At 70.9% G+C, this 19,947-nt stretch carries 17 protein-coding genes; 12 read left to right on the top strand and 5 right to left on the bottom strand.

Features of this window, described 5'->3' with window-relative positions; all coding sequences use genetic code 11:
• Positions 1-163 precede the first annotated feature (163 nt).
• Both ACFYNO_RS03140 and ACFYNO_RS03135 read left to right on the top strand, forming a co-directional pair.
• Complete coding sequence (locus tag ACFYNO_RS03140; RefSeq protein ID WP_388004256.1) at positions 164-1,093, top strand: ABC transporter ATP-binding protein; 930 nt, start codon at positions 164-166, stop codon at positions 1,091-1,093.
• Positions 1,090-2,439: an ABC transporter permease gene (locus ACFYNO_RS03135; RefSeq protein WP_388004253.1), complete on the top strand. Its 1,350-nt coding sequence runs from the start codon at positions 1,090-1,092 to the stop codon at positions 2,437-2,439. Before ACFYNO_RS03140 ends, ACFYNO_RS03135 begins: the two co-directional genes overlap by 4 nt.
• Positions 2,440-2,442: 3 nt before the next feature.
• Here the strand turns inward: ACFYNO_RS03135 and ACFYNO_RS03130 are convergent, their stop codons facing one another.
• The gene (locus ACFYNO_RS03130) at positions 2,443-2,979 is read right to left on the bottom strand and encodes a hypothetical protein (RefSeq protein ID WP_388004250.1); all 537 of its coding nucleotides are present in this window, start codon (positions 2,977-2,979) and stop codon (positions 2,443-2,445) included.
• 526 nt (positions 2,980-3,505) lie between these two features.
• On the opposite strand from ACFYNO_RS03130, the gene ACFYNO_RS03125 reads away from it, so the two are divergent.
• The gene (locus ACFYNO_RS03125) at positions 3,506-6,526 is read left to right on the top strand and encodes a hypothetical protein (RefSeq protein ID WP_388004247.1); all 3,021 of its coding nucleotides are present in this window, start codon (positions 3,506-3,508) and stop codon (positions 6,524-6,526) included.
• A gap of 60 nt (positions 6,527-6,586) precedes the next feature.
• Here ACFYNO_RS03125 and ACFYNO_RS03120 read toward each other — a convergent pair whose 3' ends face one another.
• Complete coding sequence (locus ACFYNO_RS03120; protein ID WP_388004244.1) at positions 6,587-8,251, bottom strand: glycoside hydrolase family 27 protein; 1,665 nt, start codon at positions 8,249-8,251, stop codon at positions 6,587-6,589.
• Positions 8,252-8,841: 590 nt separating this feature from the next.
• Here ACFYNO_RS03120 and ACFYNO_RS03115 point away from each other — a divergent pair.
• The 3 genes from ACFYNO_RS03115 to ACFYNO_RS03105 all read left to right on the top strand — a co-directional run bounded on the left by ACFYNO_RS03115 (position 8,842) and on the right by ACFYNO_RS03105 (position 10,366).
• Positions 8,842-9,039: a hypothetical protein gene (locus ACFYNO_RS03115; RefSeq protein WP_388004241.1), complete on the top strand. Its 198-nt coding sequence runs from the start codon at positions 8,842-8,844 to the stop codon at positions 9,037-9,039.
• Positions 9,040-9,172: 133 nt separating this feature from the next.
• Positions 9,173-9,385: a hypothetical protein gene (locus ACFYNO_RS03110; RefSeq protein WP_388004239.1), complete on the top strand. Its 213-nt coding sequence runs from the start codon at positions 9,173-9,175 to the stop codon at positions 9,383-9,385.
• Between the two features lie 675 nt (positions 9,386-10,060).
• Positions 10,061-10,366: a MerR family transcriptional regulator gene (locus tag ACFYNO_RS03105; RefSeq protein WP_388004350.1), complete on the top strand. Its 306-nt coding sequence runs from the start codon at positions 10,061-10,063 to the stop codon at positions 10,364-10,366.
• A gap of 309 nt (positions 10,367-10,675) precedes the next feature.
• Here the strand turns inward: ACFYNO_RS03105 and ACFYNO_RS03100 are convergent, their stop codons facing one another.
• On the bottom strand, positions 10,676-10,909 hold the full coding sequence (locus ACFYNO_RS03100) for a hypothetical protein (RefSeq protein ID WP_388004236.1): 234 nt from the start codon (positions 10,907-10,909) through the stop codon (positions 10,676-10,678).
• A gap of 501 nt (positions 10,910-11,410) precedes the next feature.
• On the opposite strand from ACFYNO_RS03100, the gene ACFYNO_RS03095 reads away from it, so the two are divergent.
• The 4 genes from ACFYNO_RS03095 (at position 11,411) to ACFYNO_RS03080 (ending at position 16,101) form a co-directional block, all read left to right on the top strand.
• Positions 11,411-11,614 carry a cold-shock protein gene (locus ACFYNO_RS03095; RefSeq protein ID WP_031068443.1) on the top strand — a complete coding sequence of 68 codons (204 nt, stop codon included), beginning with the start codon at positions 11,411-11,413 and terminating at the stop codon, positions 11,612-11,614.
• 204 nt (positions 11,615-11,818) lie between these two features.
• Entirely contained in the window at positions 11,819-14,008 is a 2,190-nt protein-coding gene (locus ACFYNO_RS03090) for an MMPL family transporter (RefSeq protein ID WP_388004232.1), read from the top strand.
• Complete coding sequence (locus tag ACFYNO_RS03085) at positions 14,009-14,689, top strand: response regulator transcription factor (protein ID WP_388004229.1); 681 nt, start codon at positions 14,009-14,011, stop codon at positions 14,687-14,689. It begins immediately after the preceding gene.
• A gap of 50 nt (positions 14,690-14,739) precedes the next feature.
• Positions 14,740-16,101 carry an ATP-binding protein gene (locus ACFYNO_RS03080; protein WP_388004226.1) on the top strand — a complete coding sequence of 454 codons (1,362 nt, stop codon included), beginning with the start codon at positions 14,740-14,742 and terminating at the stop codon, positions 16,099-16,101.
• Here ACFYNO_RS03080 and ACFYNO_RS03075 read toward each other — a convergent pair.
• Positions 16,096-16,494 (bottom strand): hypothetical protein, encoded by a 399-nt coding sequence (locus ACFYNO_RS03075; RefSeq protein WP_388004223.1) that lies wholly within the window; start codon positions 16,492-16,494, stop codon positions 16,096-16,098. The genes ACFYNO_RS03080 and ACFYNO_RS03075 overlap by 6 nt on opposite strands.
• Before the next feature lie 137 nt (positions 16,495-16,631).
• Between ACFYNO_RS03075 and ACFYNO_RS03070 the strand changes: the two genes are divergently transcribed.
• A complete protein-coding gene (locus ACFYNO_RS03070; RefSeq protein WP_388004220.1) occupies positions 16,632-17,549 on the top strand; it encodes a glutaminase in 918 nt (305 codons plus the stop codon).
• Positions 17,550-17,718: 169 nt separating this feature from the next.
• On the opposite strand, the gene glnA is transcribed toward ACFYNO_RS03070, so the two are convergent.
• Entirely contained in the window at positions 17,719-19,131 is a 1,413-nt protein-coding gene (gene glnA / locus ACFYNO_RS03065) for a type I glutamate--ammonia ligase (protein WP_388004217.1), read from the bottom strand.
• A 282-nt stretch (positions 19,132-19,413) separates the two neighbouring features.
• Between glnA and ACFYNO_RS03060 the strand changes: the two genes are divergently transcribed.
• Positions 19,414-19,881 (top strand): RDD family protein, encoded by a 468-nt coding sequence (locus ACFYNO_RS03060; protein ID WP_388004214.1) that lies wholly within the window; start codon positions 19,414-19,416, stop codon positions 19,879-19,881.
• Positions 19,882-19,947: the final 66 nt, after the last annotated feature.

Genomic DNA, 19,947 nt, shown 5'->3' with positions numbered 1-19,947 from the left:
CCCGGGGTCCGGTTAGTACCCCGGGCGCCTCGAAATAGTTTACCCCCACCTTTTGGGGGCCCCCCCCCCCGCGGGCCCCCGGCCCGCCCCCCCCCCCCGGGGGGGGGGGGGCCCCCGGGGGGCCCCCCCCCGGCACTCCACTCACCGACCGAGGGATGGACAGATGGAAACACTCGTCGCGGTCCGGGGCCGGGGCATCACCAAGGCCTTCGGTGACCTGGTCGCACTCGACCAGGTCGAACTGAGCATCACGCAGGGGCAGATCCACGGCCTGGTCGGCCCGAACGGCGCCGGCAAGACCACCCTGCTCGGCCTGCTGCTGGGCCTGGCCACCGCCGACTCGGGCAGCCTGGAGATCCTCGGCACCCCGCTCGGCCGCGGCAGCGAAGTGCCCGATGGCGTCTGCGGGTTCGTCGACGGGCCCGGCCTCTACCCGACGCTGACGGCCCGTCAGAACCTCGCCACGGTCGCCGAGCTGAGCGTCGACGAGGTGCCGCAGGGCCGGATCGCGGAGGTCCTGGAGCAGGTCGGGCTCACCGCGGCCGCGGACCAGAAGGTCCGCGGCTTCTCGCTGGGCATGCGCCAGCGGCTGGGGCTGGCCGCGGCGCTGCTCACCAAGCCGCGGCTGCTGGTGCTCGACGAGCCCTCCAACGGCCTGGACCCGGCCGGCAAGAAGCACGTGCACGGCGTGCTGCGCCGGCTGGCGGCGGAGGGCGCCACGGTCGTGCTGTCGAGCCACCGGATGGACGACCTGGAGGCGCTCTGCTCCGAGGTCACCATCCTGGCCCGGGGCCGGGTGGTCTTCTCCGGCCCGCTGAAGAAGCTCTCCGACGACAACCGCGAACTCGACTACCGGCTGCGCGCCTCGGACCCGGCCGCCGCCCGCGCGATCGCGGCCGGGACGCCCGGCATCCGACTGCTCGACGAGCACACGGACGGCGAGGTGCTCGTCCTGCACGCCCGGACGGCGGCCGTGGACGCACTCGTCGGCCGACTGGTGCGGGCGGACCTCGCCGTGCGCGAACTGACCACCGTGGTCTCGCCCTTGGAAGCCGCGTTCCTCGCCCTGACCGACCAGGAGGCCGACCGATGACCGCGACCCTCGCCCCCGCCGCCCCCGCCGCTCGGGCCCGGCGGGCGGTCCCGGTCTCCCGGATCCTCCGGATGGAGCTGGTCAAGCAGTTCTCCGCCTGGCGGGTGCGGGTGCTGCTCCTGCTCTGCTGGCTCGGGCCGGGCGTGCTGGTCTTCGCGGTCGCCCAGCAGGGCACCCTGCCCTCGGACACCCTGTTCGGCCGCTGGATGCACGCCACCGCCTGGGCCGGACCGCTGGTGGTGCTCGGCGTGGCCGGCAGCTGGGCGCTGCCGCTGGTCACCTCGATGGTGGCCGGCGACGTCTTCGCCTCCGAGGACCGGCTCGGCACCTGGCGGCACCTGCTCATCACGGTCCGCTCGTACCGGCGGATCTTCGCGGCCAAGGCGATCGCCAGCCTCACCGTGATCGTCCTGCTGGTCACGGGCCTGGCCCTGTCCGGCATCGCGGGCGGACTGCTCGCAGAGGGGAACCAGCCGCTGGTCGGGCTGGACGGGCACCTGCTGAGCGGCACCGACGCGGCCGGCGACGTGCTGCTGGCCTGGCTCTGCGCGCTGGCGCCGACCCTCGCGCTGGCCGCCATCGGCCTGCTCGGCTCCATCGCCCTGGGCCGCTCCCCGATGGGCCTGCTGCTGCCGATGCTCGCCGCCCTCGGCATGCAGGTGGCCCAACTGCTGCCGCTGCCGGTCGCGGTGCGGCTGGCGCTGCCCGGGTACGCCTTCATCTCCTGGAACGGGCTCTTCGCCGAGCCCCGGCAGCTCGGGCCGTTGCTGATCGGCGTCGGCGTCAGCCTGGCCTGGGCGGTCCTCGCCACGATGCTGGCCTATCTGCTCTTCCTGCGAAGGGACTTCACCAACCTCAACAACGACGGCGCCGGCCGCCGGGCGCTCACCCTGGGCGCCGCCCCGCTGGCCGGCCTGCTCGCCGTGACGGTGGCCGCCGTCTCCCTCTCGACCGGTGCGGGCGGCTCCGGCATCACCCAGGACAAGGTGCAGCGCTCGATGGCCGTCGCCTTCGCCCACCTCTACCGCTACCAGCAGTCACAGATGCGCCAACCCACCGTCACCGAGGCCCAGTTGCAGGCCACCGCGAACTGCGACAAGAGCGAGGGCCTGGGCGCCCAGGCCGGGCCGGGCAACGACTGGCGCTGCACGGTCAATTGGACCGTCCCGGGCTACAACGCCACCGCGCAGGCCATCTACCAGGTCGACGTCTCCGCCAACGGCCGCTACACCGCCGACGGCGACGGCCCGGTCCAGCTGAACGGCTACTTCCTGATCGTCATCGACGGCAAGGCGGTGCCCAATCCGCTCTGGCAGTTCGACGGCAACGTCGATCTGCTCGGCTGACGGTCACTCCCAGCGCCAGCCGTTGTTGTCCTCGCAGTGCAGGGTGGCGCCGGAGGCATCGGTCCCGGTCCCGCCGTAGGAGATCTTGGGGCAGAAGCGCCCCCGCACGATGCAGTTGCCCTTGGAGTCGGTGGTGCACCCGGCCGCCGCGGCGGGCGGCGTCTGCGGCGCGGGCGGCGCCTGCGAGGTGTGCGCCGGCGTCGGCACGGGTGCCGGCGCCGGCGGCGTGCTGTGCGCGGTGCGGGTGGGCACCGGGGCCGCCGTCGTGTGGGTCGGCGCCGCCGGGGGAGCGCTGCTCGGCTCGGCGCTGGGGCTCGCTGCGCTGGGACTGGCGGCGCTGGGGCTCGCCGCCTCCGGCGTCGAAGCCGCCGCGGCCGGTGCCGAGGACACCGCCGCCACCGAGGCGGCGGGCGCCCCGCCCGACCCGTCCTCCGGCCCGCACCCGGCCACCGCGAGCAGCGCGGCCATCGCCGCCGCCGCGAACAGAACGGCCTTGGGCCGCAAGGATATCCGGTTCCGCGCGTTCTCAACTCTCGTCACGGGGCCCAAACATACGACCGACCGTGCCACCGCACCCAACGGCCGAGCTCACGGGCCTACCGGACACTGCCAATCGCGTGCAACGCCCCGTTCTCGAGGTCATCGGCGTGCACGATGGCATCCGGATTGTCCGTGAAGTGCATGAGCGCCCTGACGGACACCTGGTGGCCACGCCGCGCCCTCGCCACCGGTAGTGGGAACTTCCCAGCCCTGATCAGCCGGGATGCGGCGGATCCGGCGCCACCGGTGCGCCCGGCCTCCGAGCAACGCGGCGGATTCCCGTGTGCGGCCTCTTGCCTGCGGCGGGTGGCGACCATACTGTCCTCCCGAGATATACCTCCGATGTATGACGGGCAGAGGGTCCGCACATCCCGGATCTTTGGTGAGCGGGATGGCCGATGCCTCAGATATTCATCGGATCAATATCTCTCCTCTCGCGGACGATGTCCCCGGGCCGGTGAGCGCCGCCCCCGCGGTGGCCGGGTCCGACTCCGCCGGGGGACCACCCATTCCTGAAGGAGCATCAATGTCGCTGTTTCGCCTCAGACTCGGCCGCCGCATCGGCGGTGTCGCAACCGTCGGCGCGCTCGTCTGCGCCGCGGTCACCGCGGCCGGCCCGGCGGCGGCCGCCACGCCGACCGTGCTGTACGCCTCCCCCTCCGGGACCGGGAGCACCTGCTCGCTGAGCGCGCCGTGCAGTCTCGACGGGGCCAAGAGCAAGGTGGAGAGCCTGACCCCCGGCATGGCCGCCGACATCGACGTGTACCTGCGCGGCGGCACGTACCGGCTCTCCCAGGCCTTCACCCTCGGGGCGGCCGACTCCGGACAGAACGGCAACAAGGTCGCCTGGATCGGCTACCCCGGCGAGGTCCCGGTGCTGAGCGGGGCGACCCAGGTGACCGGGTTCTCGGTTTTCGACAGTTCGAAGAACATCTACCGCGCCGCCGTGCCCGCCGGCACGCAGAGCCGGCAGCTGTTCGTCAACGGGGTGCGGGCCCAGCGCGCCCGCGGCCCGCTGAACCCCTCCGGCTTCACTCTCTCCGGGTCCAGCTTCACCACCTCCGACCCCTCCTACGCCTCGTTCACCAACGCCTCGTCGGTGGAGGTCGTGACCAACAGCCAGTGGAAGCAGATGCGCTGCCCGCTGGCGAGCATCACCGTGCCCAGTGGCGGCGGGTCCAGCCTCAACGTCGATCCGACCTGCTTCGCCAACAACAACACCGCCGTCCCCAACCGGGGCTTCCCCTTCAACGGTGCCGGCCTGCCGACCCTGAACTCGGTCAGCTACCTGGAGAACGCCTACCAACTGCTCAACGCCCCGGGCGAGTTCTACCTGGACAGCGCGGCGGGCCTCCTGTACTACGAGCCGCGCAGCGGTGAGAACCTCAGCGCCGCGGACGTGGAGCTCCCCACCCAGCAGACGCTGCTGAACGTGAGCGGCACCCCCGGCCACCTCGCCCCGGTCAACGACACCGACCCGGCGATCTCGTACAGCGGCTCGGGCTGGGGGTACTCCACCGGCCGCGGCTTCGGCGACCTGCTCAACGACGCGCATGCCACCACGGTCAACGGCGACTCGATGAGCTACACCTTCACCGGTACCGGCATCGACGTGCTGTCGGAGACCAACAGCGACGAGGGCGGCATCGACGTCTACGTCGACGGCGCCAAGGTGCAGAGCGTGACCGCCGCCACCTCCTCCCGGCTCGCCCAGCAGGTCATCGCCTCGGTCAGCGGCCTCACCAAGGGCCAGCACACCGTCAAGCTGGTCAAGACCTCCGGGTCGTACCTGGTCATCGACGGCCTGACCGTGGTGCCGGACGCGGTCACGCCCGCTCACGACATCGCCTTCCAGGGCCTGACCTTCGACTACACCACCTGGACGCTGCCCTCCACGGCCGGCTACATCGACAACCAGGCCGGCGTGCTGTGGGACACCGGCAGCGGCCACGCCCCCATCCGCATCCCCGCCGCCGTCCAGGTCCACCGCGGCTCGAAGATCGCCTTCACCGGCGACGAGATCGCCCACACCGGCGGCACCGGCATCGACCTCGCCGACGGCACCCAGAACTCCACGATCACCGGCAGCTTCGTCCACGACAACTCCGGCGGCGGCGTCTCGGTCGGCGAGGTGGACGACTACTACCTCACCGACACCAGCCGGATGACCACAGGCGACACCGTCTCCGAGAACTGGATCGACCACGTCGGCCAGGACTACTCCGACGCCGTCGGCATCTGGGCCGGCTACACCCGCAACCTGACCATCTCGCACAACGACATCGGCCACACCCCCTACTCGGGCATGTCGCTCGGCTGGGGCTGGGGCTACGCCTCCCCGTGCTCCATGCAGTCCGCCCAGGGCCTGGGCAACTGTGCCCACGGCACCATCTACGCCGGCGGCAACCAGATCCTGAACAACCACGTGCACGACGTGATGGGCGTCCTCAACGACGGCGGCCCGATCTACACCAACGGCGGCCAGGGCAATGGGGACGGCTCCACCACCTCCGTGCTCGCGGGCAACCTGGTCGAGGTCGGCAACCACACCAACAACCGGCTGTACCAGGACGAGGGCAGCTCCTACTGGAACACCCACGACAACGTCACCCGCACCGGCGGCGGCGACTGGATCGGCATGTGGACGCCGACCATCCACGACATCACCATCCACGACAACTACTCCGACACCACCTCGGAGCTGAACCGCGGCACCAACATCACCTTCAACCAGGCCACGATCGTCTCCGGCGGCGCCTGGCCTTCCGCCGCCCAGTCCATCATCGCCGCCGCCGGCCCCGATGCCGCCTACCGGCCGATGACCGGGAGGGTCGACGACGACGACACCGCGATCTCCTACACCGGCAGCGGTTGGACGGCCAACGGCACCCGCGGCTTCGGCGACTACAACGACAACGTGCACGCCACGACGGGCAACGGCGACACCGCCGCGCTGACCTTCACCGGCACCGGCGTCTCCGTGATCGGCGAGAAGAACAGCGACCAGGGGCAGGTCGAGGTCTTCCTCGACGGCACCTCCCAGGGCCTGTTCGACACCGGCTCCGCCACCCGCCAGGCCCAGGTCACCATCTGGAGCACCAGCGGGCTGAGCGCGGGCAGCCACACCGTCCAGTTCGTCAAGCGCAGCGGCACCTGGGCCACGCTGGACGCCTTCGACGTCACCGGCACCTACAACGACAACGCCCCCTCCATCGCCTACAACGGCAGCCCGTGGCTGGACTCCACCAACCGCGGCCTCGGCGACTACGGGGACGATGTCCACGCCACGGCGAACAACGGCGACTCGGCCACCGTCACCTTCACCGGGACCGGGATCAGCTTCCTCACCGAGACCAACTCCGACGAGGGCACCATCGCGGTCTCGCTCGACGGCGCCTCCCGGGGCAGCGTCAACGCCTTCTCGGCGAGCCGCCAGTCCCAGCAGACCCTGTACAGCGTCAGCAACCTGGCACCGGGCCGGCACACCCTCAGCCTGGCCAAGGCGGGCGGCAGCTGGCTGGTCGTCGACCGGTTCGACGTCCACTGACGGCTCGCCGCCGCGCCGGACGGCCCGCCCCTCAGCCGAGGAGCGGGCCGTTGGGTGAGCTCAGAGGGCCCACTGCTGATTGCTCTGGCCGTTGCAGGTCCACAGGCCGACCGTGGCGCCGTCGGCGGTGGACTTGGCGGTGACATCGAGGCAGAGTCCGGACTGGACGCTGGTGATGGTGCCGTCGGTGTTCACCTTCCACTGCTGGTTCGCCTGGTTGTTGCAGCTCCAGATGTCGACCTTGGTGCCGGGCGTGGTCTGGCTGTTGTAGGCGTCCAGGCACATCTGGCTGCCGCCGGAGTAGACCGTCAGCTGGTTGGACGAGGTGTACGTCCACTGCTGGTTCGGCTGGGCGTTGCAGTCCCAGATGATCACCTGCGTGCCCGGGGTGGTGGTCGCGTTCGGCACGTCGAGGCACTTGGCCGCGCCCACCGCGCGCACAGCGCCGCCCGTTGCGCCGCTGGTGCCGCCGGCGACCCGGAACATGGTGGTGCCGTGCGCCGGGACCGAGGCGCTGATGCCGCCCGATGTGGTCGAGGTCGCACCGGACCACAGGTCGGTGAGGCTGTAGCCGGAGGCCCCGGTCTTGCCGATCGCCGCGGCGGAGGTGCTGATGGTCGCGGTCGACCCGGTCTCGTTGAACAGCGCCACCGCGACGTCGCCGTTGGCCAGCGGCTTGGCCAGCACGTCGAGGCCGCCGCTGGAGGACACCATGGTGCCCTGCTTGCCGAGGGAGTCCTGGTCCACCGCGATCACCCGGCTGTTGGTGAGCGTGGCCAGGGTGGCCTGGCTGGCCGAGGCGACGTTGGTGCCCACGATCAACGGGGCCGCCATCTCCGCCCACAGGCTGAACTCCGAGCGGCTCTCGGTGTCGGTGAGAGGGCCGTTGCCCACCTCCAGCATGTCCGGGTCGTTCCAGTGGCCGGGCCCGGCATAGGCGGCCAGGTTCACGTTGCTGTGGAAGATCGACAACATGCTGGAGTAACTCGCATTGATGTCACCGGTGGTGCGCCAGCTGTTGCCGATGCCGGAGCCCCAGGTCCACACGTTGTCCTGGCCCCAGCTGCACAGGCTGAACAGGATGGGCCGGCCGGCCGAGGCCAGCGCGTCACGCATCGTGGCGTAGCGGGACTGCGCGGGCGCCTCGGTGCCGTTGGGGCAGGAGCTCTGCGCACAGCCCGGCCCCGCGTAGCAGTTGTCGTACTTCAGGTAGTCCACGCCCCAGGAGGCGAAGGACTGGGCGTCCGTGGTCTCGTGCCCGAGGCTGCCGGGAAAGCCCGCGCAGGTCTGCAGCCCGGCATCCTCGTAGATGCCCAGCTTCAGGCCGAGCGAGTGGACGTAGTCGGCGGTGCCCTTGATCCCGTTCGGGAACTTGCTCGGGTCCGGGACCAGGTGCCCGCCGGAGTCCCGGTTGTGGGTCATCCAGCAGTCGTCGATGTTGACGTATTCGTACCCGGCGCCCTGCATGCCGTTGTTGTGCATGGCGAGCGCCGTGGACTGGATCAGCGAGTCGGAGACGTTGCAGCCGTACGCGTTCCAGTCGTTGAAGCCCATCTGCGGAGTGGCCGCCAGACCGTTGCCCAGAGCGGCGGCCGGCGTGGCGGCGCTCAGCGAGAGCAGGGGGAGCACCAGGGAGAGGAGCAGCGCCGAGAGCACGCCGGCGAGCGTCCTTCGCAGGCCGGCGCGCGGCGACGGCCGTTTGACGCGCGGGTTCCGGTGGGGCATGTCATCGCCTCCTGGCGGAGTGGTGGGGGTGGGTGGCCCTTGCGTGATCATGACAAGCTGCGGGATGCCGCGTGGGCTCGGAGGGGGTGTTAGCGCTAACAATTCATCGCGAAATGTCGTGCCGACGAATGCCCTCGACGCTGGCGGTTGAAAGGCTCCAGCACCCCTGATCCCCTGTCAACCCTTCTCGCACAGGTCCGCGAGGGCCGGAGGTTTCCACGGCTCGAAGGCACCGCAAAACTTGACGGACAGTCAGGACGACTGCCGCAGTGCCCATTTCGTTCCACAGTCTCTCCGGCGCCAGGCGGCCGGTGACGGCCGCCCCCGGGACGGCCGTGGTCGCAGGCGTTCGCTTGCTGTGCTCGGATTCCACCAGCTCGGCGATGTCGACGAGCAGCCCACCAGGGTTCGACATCGACCCGAGGAGAGTTGCCCCCGCAGCCGGCCCGCGCGGAGCCCGCCTCCGGCCCGCGACGCCGCCGAACGCGGCGCGGCAATTCCACTAACTGTGATCGCGGCATGGAAAAATATGTGATGGCTGGAAGAGATACCGGGCGCGGTTCGGTCGCCGCCCGCCGGATCGCAGAGGGGTGGCCGTGGTCCTCAATGTGTCGGCCGTGCTGTTCTTCGGTGTGGTCCTCGCCATTCAGGTGCGCCGGCGCCAGGCGAGCGGGTTCACGGCGTGCGTCGCCGTGGCCTTCGGCTTCCTGCTCGCCTCCAGCTCGGCGGCGCCCGCCGTCCACGGCATCCTTGCCGCCGCGCTCACCGCGCTCGCACCAACCCGCTGAACGCACCGCCGCAGCGGGACCCCCGCAGTTCCAGGCCACCGCCCAGCCGGTAGTCTCCCGCCCCGACCAGGGCGCCGCAGAGTGCGGGCCGGGCGCATGCACCGCCCCCGCCGGGGCGCGAAGGAGAGTGGAGATGCAGCAGTCCGCCCCGAGCACCGACACCTCCGTGCTCACCGGAATCGTCGAGGCGGTCCGCGACGGCGACGACAGGGTCCTTCGCCGCCTCCTGGCACGCCTGGCCGAGCAGGCCACCGTCGCCGACCTCTACGCCCTGCGCGACGCCCTCGTCCCGGACTCCGGCACCGGCGGTTCGACCAGCGTGGACCGACCGGGGCCACCGCGATAAAGCCCCGCGCCCGGACACGGAAACCTGTGCTGGCGAGAGTAGACATTGCCTGGCGGTCTGTGTAACGTTCCTCGTGTTGGAAGAGCAGGACCGCAGGACGGGCAGACACGAACTGCCCGAGCAGTACCGCAGTTGGCAGTGCCAGCAGTGATGCAGGAGGCGTGCAGGTCGTCAGTACGCGGGGCCCGGTCAAGCAGTAGGGGCTCTTGGCGGAAGACGGGTGACCTGTCAGGCGTCGCGGGCCCGGTTGTGCGTGGGGCCCGGGGCGGTGGCGGTCGCGCACGCGCAGGATCGCATTACCGCATTACCGCATTACCGCAGTACGCACGATGCACACCAGAGGAGAAGGGAAGGGTTCACCCCGTCGGATCGCCCGCCACGGCGCGCAGTACCAGCCGGGCGGTCACCGCAGTAGCCATCAACATGGAACGTCATGGAAGAGGTGGTCCTCGGTCACGCATACGCGATCCCCGCATCCTGCCCGTCGCCCGGGCAGCGCGGACACCGCAGGCCGGCCAGTCAGCCGGCAGCAGTAGTGCAGTAGATGGTGCAGTGAATCCACATATCCCTGGGCCCCGGCGCACAACAGCGCCGGGGCCCTCGACCCGTTTCCCGAGAAAGAAGGTGCTGGTGGAACAGGCCACCCTCGCCACCGACCACGACACGGCGGACCACATGAGCGCAGAGACGAAGTTCGACGACGACGACTACCCCGCCTACACCATGGGTCGAGCCGCGGAGATCCTGGGCACCACGCCGGGCTTCCTGCGCAGCCTCGACGAGGCCAAGCTCATCACTCCCCAGCGATCAGCCGGCGGCCATCGCCGCTACTCCCGCTACCAGTTGCGCATCGCCGCCCGAGCCCGCGAAATCGTCGACCAGGGCACCCCCCTCGACGCCGCCTGCCGCATCATCATCCTCGAAGACCAACTCGAAGAGGCCCTGCGCATCAACGCCGAACTCCGCCGCGACCACGCCTGAGGAGAGCCGGACCGCCGGTCCGCGACTGCCACGACGCGCGCCGCAGTCCCCGACCGGTCGAGGCCGCCACGCAGCATGCGATCAGGCGGGAGGCCGGCGCACCCGGCATGTGCCCTCGCGGCTCGACGCGTCGGTTGCCGGGCATGCCTCCTGCCACCGGCTTCGCCCTGGGGAGTGCCGGAACGGTGCCCGCTCGGGTCGGAGGTCCGCCTGGACGGCCACGCCGGACGACGAGACCTCCGCCCTGGGCGGCGCTGCCCTGCCGGCGAGGTGCGCGGTACGGCCGGCCGGGAGCGGTGGCGCCCGGGGTCAGAGCTTGAACATGGCGGTATACGGCTGGGTGACGCGTTCCTGGTGCGATCCGAAGTCGACGAGCACGGCGATGTCGCTGTCACCTCGGAGTTCGACGCCGATGGCCCGGCCGAGGCCGTACGTGTCATGAGTGACCCGGTCGCCGACGGCGAAATGCTTGCGTGGAGCCTCCACTCGGGCCTTGAACGGGCTGGTGGGCAGGTGACGGGGGACCGCTGCGAATTTGTTCATCAACTCCAGTATGCGGCGCAAGCGCGCGACCGGACCTTCTCGGGACGTTCGATTCCCGGGGATCTTGAATGATGCGTGCGCTCCTCCGGATCGCTCCCTCGCGGCTCCGGTGGGTGTGATCCGTCCACCTGGCGGCCGCCACCGTGCGGGCGGACGCGCCGCACCTGCGGTCCTCGCACTGCGGGGCGGTCGGCCGGACGGGGTGATCCCGCCCTGCCAACCAGCCTGCTGTCCAGGCCCGTTGACGGCCTCCTTCGCCCCGGTCGGGCAGCTCCCGGGGTGGGCCCCGACGATCCGGGGCGGAGAATTCCCCCCGCGGCGGGCCGCCGCCTGCTACTGTGGCTGTAGTTGCAGTAGTGGTTCCCATGAACGTTGTGTGCGCCTGCTGATGTTTCGTAGGCGCATTTTTGTTTCCCGGCTCTTCCCCGGGTGGGTGCTCATCGCGGCGACTCGGAGTCCGCACGGTGCGGGCTTCGGACAGCCCTTGAAGGAGAATTTTTTATGGCTAATGGCACTGTGAAGTGGTTCAACGCGGAGAAGGGCTTCGGCTTCATCGAGCAGGACGGTGGCGGCCCCGACGTCTTCGCCCACTACTCGAACATCAACGCCAACGGCTTCCGTGAGCTGCTCGAGGGCCAGAAGGTCGAGTTCGACGTCACGCAGGGCCAGAAGGGCCCGCAGGCCGAGAACATTCGCCCGCTGTAGTTTTTCTGCCACGGCACCCGCCCAGCAGCGAGGGGCCCGCACCGCGCACACATGCGTGGTGCGGGCCCCTCGGCATTGCGCCACCGCGCATCCCCGGCCGGGCTGACCGTGGCCGCAGCACGAAAGGGTTCTGAAAGCTGAGCCTTCCTACGGTGCCGATGACCGGCAGGACACCTGCCCGGCACCGTCCGCAGGGAGGATCTGATGGAACGACTCGGAATCCGGGTGACCCGGCACCGCCTGGCCGTCGGACTGCTGTGGCTCGCCATCACCGCTGTCGGCGTGGTGCTCGCGCCCTCGCTGTCCGGCCGGCTGCAGCCCGGCAGCCACGTCAACGGCCCGGCCTTCACCGCCAACACCGCGATATCCGCGCACTACGGCGGCGCGGCCGCCGACCCCGGCGTGCTGATCCTCAACACCCCGGCGGGCCAGACCGTCGACACACCCCAAGTCAGGCAGGCCCTCACCCGCCTCGACGCCGCGCTCGCCAGGACCGCGCCGGATCTGCGTGTCGTCTCCTACGCGGCCAGCGGTGACGCCGCACTGGTCGGCACGGACCGCACCAGCACCATCCTGCTCGCCTACCCGCCGAAGCCGAACGACGACATCGGCCCGGAGCAGGTCGACCAGCTGACGGCCGCCGCGCGGCAGGCCGTACCGGACCTGACCGTCCACGGCACCAGCTACCACGCCCTGGAGGCCGGGAACACCACGGGCGGCGGCAACTCCTCGGTGCTGACCGAGCTGCTCATCGGGGCCGCGGGCGCACTGCTGGTCCTGGCGTGGGTGTTCGGCTCGTTCCTGGCGCTGCTGCCGCTGCTCACCGCTCTCATCAGCGTCCTGACGATGCAGGTCCTCATCTACGGCCTCACCTACCTCGTGCCGTCGTCCTCACCGCTCAACCCCTCGGTCCAGTACATCGTCGCGCTGCTGGGGCTGGGCCTGTCGATCGACTACTCCCTGCTGGTGGTCACCCGCTGGCGCGAGGAACGCGGCGCCGGGAAGTCCAACGACGAGGCGGTGCTCGCCGCGATGAAGAGGGCCGGGCACAGCGTCTGGTTCAGCGGCGTCGTCGCCTCCCTCGGGCTGTTCGCACTGATCGTGATCCCCAACTCGGTGGTGCGCGGGATCGGGATCTCCGGGCTGTTCATCCCGTCCACCGCGACGCTCGTCGCACTGACCCTGCTGCCCGCGATCCTGTCCAAGGTCGGGCCGCGGATCGACTGGCCCCGCCGCGCGTCGCGCCGGACGTCGGCCAGCAGGTTCTGGACCGCCTGGTCGGTCGGCGTGGTCAAGCACCGGGTGCTCGCTGCGGCCGTCGGCCTCGGCCTGCTCGGCGCGCTGGCCGGCACCGCGACCACGACCGACATCGCCCGGCCGACCACCCACGCCATGGCCTCGGCCGGCAGCTACACCGACGGTCTGCACGCGCTGGAGGCCGACGGGCTGCCGTCCGGCACGCTGACCGCCGTGCCGGTCTATGTCCCGCACGCCGCCGACGCGCCGGCCGTCGTCGCGTCGCTGAACTCGCTCTCCAGCCTGCGCGGCGCCGCCGTGGCGGCCGGACCCGGCTGGTCGCCCGGCGACGGCTCGGCGCTGGTGGTCGCGATCCCGCGGACCGAGATCGGCAGTACGCACAGTGGCACCGCGCTGGCCGACATCCGTGCGGCGGGCGGCTCGGTGGCACCCGGTGCGCTGGCAGGCGGCGACGGCGCGCAGCAGATCGACGCCTCCCACGCCACGTACGGCTCGTTCCCGCTGCTGTTCGGGATCGTGGCGCTGGTGACGTTCCTGCTGCTGGCCCGGGGGATGCGGTCACTGTTGCTGCCCGCGAAGGCGGTGCTGCTGAACATGCTCTCGGTGGCCGCGACCTACGGCGTCCTGGTGCTGGTGTTCCAGCACGGCATCGGCATGCGGGCGCTGTGGGGCGCCGGCAGCTACGGCACGACCGACGCCTTCGCACCGGTCCTGATCTTCGGATTCCTGTTCGGGGTCTCGATGGACTACGAGGTCTTCATCCTGGCCCGGGTCCGCGAGGGCTACGAACGCACCGGGTCCACCCGTGACGGCATCATCGAGGGGGTCTCCCGCACCGGGCGCCTGGTGAGCTCGGCCGCCGTGATCCTCTTCTTCGCGCTCGCCTCGCTCTCCACCGCCAACGACGTGACGGTCCGTGAGATCGCCGCCGGGCTGGCCTCCGGAGTGGTGCTGGACGCGATCGTGGTGCGGATGCTGCTGCTGCCCGCGCTGGTCTCCCTGCTCGGGGAGTGGAACTGGTGGCTGCCGGACCGGGCCCGCCGTATCCTGCGCCTGAAGCCCGCAACGGGCCCCGGCACTCCCGCGGCGCGGCGCACACCCGCGCACACCGCGCTGACCGCAAGGGACGCTGGATAGATGCGAGTGCTGGTGGTCGAGGACGAGCCGGACGTCGCCGAGGCCCTGGCCTGGGGCCTGGCGGCGGAGGGCTACGTGGTGGACGTCGCGGGCAGCGGAGTGGACGGGCTGTGGAAGGCCACCGAGAGCCCGCACGACGTGATCGTCCTCGACGTGATGCTGCCGGGCATGGACGGCTACCAGGTGTGCCGCACGCTGCGCGAGCGCGGGAACTGGACCCCGATCCTGATGCTCACCGCGCTGGACGAGGACCTCGACCACGCCGAGGGCCTCGACAGCGGCGCCGACGACTACCTGCCCAAGCCGTTCTCCTACCCGGTGCTCCTCGCCCACCTGCGCTCCCTGACCCGGCGCGCACTCGGCGCCAGGCCGGCGGTGCTCACCGCCGCCGGCCTGGCCCTGGACCCCGCCACCCGGACCGTCACCCGCGGCGGCGAGCCGCTGGAGCTGACGGCCCGTGAGGTCTCGGTGCTGGAGTACCTGCTGCGGGCGGCCGGGCGGGTCGTGTCGAAGACCGAGCTGCTGGAGCACTGCTGGGACGTCCACTTCGACGGCGACCCGACGGTCGTCGAAGTGCTGGTGCACCGGTTGCGGCGCAAGATCGGGGTTCCTGACACGGGTGGCCGGTCCGTCGTCGAGACGGTGCGAGGGCAGGGCTATGTCATCCGGGAACGGTCATGACCACGGCTGAGGCGATCAGGAGGCTCCGACCCGCGACGGTGCGCTCACGGGTGACCATCGCGGCGGGACTGGCGCTGACCGCCGCCGTCACCCTGGGCCTCGTCATCATGTACCTGCTCCAGGCAGACTCGGCACGACGCACGGTGCAGAGCCAGGTGCGCACCTATGCCACCCAGATCCAGCAGTCGGCCGCCGCCGACGGCACGTTCCCGAGCCCGCTCCCGGCCTCCGCCCTCGACCCGGCCGCCGAGGCCCAGGTACTGACCGCCGACGGCCGCGTCCTCGCCGCCACCCGTACCCTGGCCGCGCTGCCCGCCGTCTACGGCCTGCCACCCGGTGCCGCGTCCCCGGTCCGTCTGGGGGCAGCCGACGGCGTCGTCCCCGGCGAGGTCACGGTCTACGGCGAGCACGTCACGGTCGGCGGCCGACCGGTGTCCGTCGTCACCCTGACGCCCACTTCGCTGCTCTCCCAGGTGAACGAGACCTTCGCGCGACTGCTGATCATCGGGCTGCCGACGCTGCTGCTCCTGGCTTGCGCCACGGTGTGGCTCGTGGCCGGCCGGGCCCTGCGACCCGTCGAGCGGATCCGCCGCGCCGTCACCGACATCACCGACCTCTCGGCGGCGGACCTGAGCCAACGGGTCCCGGAACTCGGCACCGACGACGAGATCGGCCACCTCGCGCAGACCATGAACGCGATGCTGGCCCGGCTCGAGGACTCCGCCTCCCGGCAGCGCCGCTTCACCGCCGACGCCAGCCACGAACTGCGCAGTCCCCTCACCGCGATCCGCACCGGCCTGGAAGTCGGCCTCGCCCACCCGGACCGGGCACCGTGGCCGGACATCGCCACGCGCGCGGTGAGGCAGACCACCCGCCTGGAGGCGCTGATCAGCGACCTGCTGACGCTCGCGAGGACCGACGCCGGCAAAGCCGCCGCCCGCCGCGGACGCGTCGAACTGGCACCGCTGCTGGCCGAGCTGACGGAGACCACCGCACCGGCCGGCGTCGCCGTCTCGGTCGAGGTTCCGCCGGGTCTGGCCGTGACCGGCGACGGCGCGGACCTGTCGCGGCTCTTCCGCAACCTCCTCGACAACGCCGTCCGCCACGCGCACACGACGGTTCGAGTCACCGCCTCCCCGAACGCCGCCGGCCGCACCGCGACCGGCCTGGTCCGGATCACCGTCGCGGACGACGGCCCCGGCATCCCCGCCGAGGACCGGGACCGGGTCTTCGACCGGTTCGTCCGCCTCGACGCCAGCCGCGAGCAGGTCAGCGGCTCGACCGGGCTCGGTCTGGCGATCGTCAGGGAGATCGCGACCACGCACCGGGGGACCGTCTCCATCGGCGCCGCGGCCGAAGGCGGCGCGCTGGTCACGGTGACGCTGCACGCCGCAGGCCAGGCCATTTCATGAACTCCGGTGGTACGGACCGGTCGACTCCCGGCTCGCGTGGTGACACGGACTCAGCCTGGCTCGTGGCAGTGGTGCCTGGTCGCGCGGGGGCCACTGGGCCTGCCGGAGCAGGGCCACGGCGTGAAGGAGGTCCGCGGTGCTGGTCAGCAGGGCCCCGCGGGAGTCGGTGACCTCCCAGTGGTCCGTCATGGGGCCCGGGCGGGCGGTTCCCAGGCTGCGTGGGCTGGTGATGTCGGTGCGGTCCTGGATGTCGACGGCGTCGTCGACCAGGGTGGCCGTGTAGGTCCGGCCCATGCATTTGACGATAGTGGGGGTCGGGGTGACCTCGTCGAGCCGCAGAATCCTGGTGCTCGGTTCGTGCGAGATCAGGTGTGCGGATGTCTCATCCGACATGGGCGTACTACTTTCGGTGCACGAGTGCGTTCTCTCGGTAACTGTACCGATGTGAACGCGCGGTCTTCCCGTGTTCCGGCATCGCGCGCATCCTTGGCCGGGCGCCCGACAAAGGTGTCGCGCCGCTGGGGGGAGCCATGGAGTACGGGCGGGTGCTTGAGCGGGCGGCCGGCGCGGCGCGGCAGGTCTCCGGTACAGGAAGGGTGGCCGCCTACATCCCGGCGCTCGCCGGCGCCGACCCGGCGGCTTTCGGGATCGCCCTCGCCACGGCCACCGACCCCGCGTCGGTCCACGGCGCCGACGACTGGCGGACACCGTTCTCGATCCAGTCGATCTCCAAGGTGTTCACCCTCGCCTTGGTCCTCGCCACCGATGGCGACACCCTGTGGCAGCGGGTGGGCAAGGAACCCTCGGGTTCGCCGTTCAACTCCCTGGCCCAGCTGGAGCGCGAGGGCGGCGTGCCGCGCAACCCGTTCGTCAACGCCGGCGCGCTGGTGGTCACCGACCGCCTGCAGACCCTGACCGGCGATGCCAGCGGGGCCCTGCGGGAGTTCCTCCGCGCGGAAAGCGGCAACCCCGCCATCGACTTCGACGCCCGCGTCGCCGTCTCCGAACACCGCCACGGCCACCGCAACGCAGCCCTCGCCCACCTGCTGGCCGACCATGGCAAGCTCGCCAACCCCGTGCGCACCGTCCTGCGCCACTACGTCAAGCAGTGCGCGATCACCATGACCTGCCGTGACCTCGCACTGGCGGCCTGCCTGCTGGCCAGACACGGTATCCGCGCCGACGGTACCCGCCTGCTCACCCGCAGCGAGGCCAAGCGAATCAATGCCGTCATGCTGGTCGGCGGCACCTACGACGCCGCCGGGGACGTCGCCCACCGGGTGGGGCTGCCCGCCAAGAGCGGCGTCAGCGGAGGCATCCTCGCCGTCGTCCCCGGCCGCTGTGGCCTGTGCGTGTGGGGGCCGGCCCTCGACACCCACGGCAACTCCGTGGCCGGCATCGCCGCGCTGGACGCCTTCACCACACTCACCGGCTGGTCGGTCTTCTGATCCGGGAGTGCACCCCGCAGGTCGCCGGCAAGCCCTACCCCACTGGCAGCTGTCCGAGCCGACAGGCGGTCAGGCGGGTCGGAAGACAGCGTTTCCGCAGGCCAGAAGGGCATCTGACCTGCGGAAACTTTGAGAGACCGAACTGCGTTTCCGCAGCTCGGGGGCACCCCTACAGGTCGTAGTACAGCTCGAACTCGTGCGGGTGCGGCCGCAGGGCGATCGGGGCGATCTCGTTGCTGCGCTTGAAGTCGATCCAGGTCTCGATCAGGTCCGGGGTGAAGACGCCGCCGGCCAGCAGGTACTCGTGGTCGGCCTCCAGGGCCTGGAGGACGGCGCCGAGGGAGGACGGGACCTGGGGGACGCCCGCGTGCTCCTCGGGGGCGAGTTCGTAGAGGTCCTTGTCGACCGGCTGGAGGGGCTCGATCTTGTTCTTGATGCCGTCCAGGCCGGCCATCAGCATGGCGGCGAAGGCCAGGTAGGGGTTGGAGGACGGGTCGGGGGCGCGGAACTCGATGCGCTTGGCCTTGGCGTTGGAGCCGGTGATCGGGATGCGGATGGCGGCCGAGCGGTTGCGCTGGGAGTAGACCAGGTTGACCGGGGCCTCGAAGCCGGGGACGAGGCGGTGGTACGAGTTCACCGAGGGGTTGGTGAAGGCCAGCAGCGAGGGGGCGTGCTTGAGCAGGCCGCCGATGTAGTAGCGGGCGGTGTCGGAGAGGCCCGCGTAGCCCTGCTCGTCGTAGAAGAGCGGCGAGCCCTCGGCCCAGAGCGACTGGTGGACGTGCATGCCGGAGCCGTTGTCGCCGAAGATCGGCTTGGGCATGAAGGTGGCGGTCTTGCCGTTGCGCCAGGCGACGTTCTTGATGATGTATTTGAACAGCATCAGGTCGTCGGCCGCGTGCAGCAGGGTGTTGAACTTGTAGTTGATCTCCGCCTGGCCGGCCGTGCCGACCTCGTGGTGCTGGCGCTCCACCTCCAGGCCGGCCTTGGCCAGCTCCAGCGACATCTCGGCGCGCAGGTCGGCGAAGTGGTCCACCGGCGGGGTGGGGAAGTAGCCGCCCTTGTACTTGACCTTGTAGCCGCGCGCGTCGCCCTCGGCGGAGCCGGAGTTCCAGGCGCCGGCCTCGGAGTCGATGTGGTAGTAGGAGGCGTTGGCGCTGGTCTCGAAGCGCACCGAGTCGAAGACGTAGAACTCGGCCTCGGGGCCGAAGAAGGCGGTGTCGGCGATGCCGGAGGAGGCCAGGTAGGCCTCGGCCTTCTTGGCGATGTTGCGCGGGTCGCGGCTGTAGGCCTCGCCGGTGATCGGGTCCTGGATGAAGAAGTTGATGTTCAGGTGCTTCTCGGCGCGGAACGGGTCCAGCCGGGCGGTGGCCAGGTCCGGCACCAGCGCCATGTCGGACTCGTGGATCGCCTGGAAGCCGCGGATCGAGGACCCGTCGAACATCAGCGTCTCGGCCGGGTCGAACGTGGCCGCCGGGACCGCGAAGTGCTGCATCACACCGGGCAGGTCGCAGAACCGCACATCGACGAACTTGATGTCGTTCTCCGCGATGTACTGCTTCACTTCGTCCGCATTGTTGAACATCGGAGCCTCCCTCTACCCGTTCGTCGGCCGGCCGTCCCAACCGGTCCAGGGTTGGCTCACGATAGGAAGCGGCCGTTTCCTCACGGTGACCTAATCGTTTCTGCCATGTTAACCAGGACTTCCGGACGCATGGCAAAGGCGGACGGTACCGGGCAAATCGTGGCCGCCGCCCGGATGTTCCGTCAAAGTGGTCTGGACCACTGCCGGAGGGCGGGCCGGCGCGATTCACCCGCAGGGGGAGCCGCCGCCGGAAAGCGGCATAAGCCCGGCTACTGTGGGTTCGTGGACAGCAGAGAAGCACTGGGATCGTGGCTGGAGGGCCCCAAGGCCGCAGCCGAGCGCATGGGGGCCGACTTCGGCTACCGCGGTGAGCGGCTGGGCCGCCCGCAGACCGGCTCCGGCTCGATCGCCGGACCCGGACGCCGGATCGGCGCCCTCTTCGTCGACGGCTGGATCGCCAACCTGATCGCGCTGGGCCTGCTCGCCCACGGCGACGTGGCCAAGGCCAACGTGTACGGGCTGGGCGTCTACTTCGCCGTCAACGCGGTGCTGCTGGCGACCGCCGGCACCACCTTCGGCAAGCGGCTGTTCGGCCTGCGGGTGGTCCGGCTGGACGGCGGCCGGGCGACCATCCCGCAGGTGCTGCTGCGCACCTTCCTGCTCTGCCTGGTGGTGCCGGCGCTGGTCTGGGACCGGGACCAGCGGGGGCTGCACGACAAGGCCGTGGGCACGGTCGAGGTCCGGATCTGAGCAGCCCGGAGGAACGGTGAGATGCGAGAGGCCCCGCCGGTGCCGGCGGGGCCTCTCGCATGTCGA

This window comes from Kitasatospora sp. NPDC006697, assembly GCF_042869935.1.
GTDB lineage: Bacteria > Actinomycetota > Actinomycetes > Streptomycetales > Streptomycetaceae > Kitasatospora.
Note: the sequence above shows the minus strand (reverse complement) of the source record. Positions and strands in the feature narration are given on the sequence as shown.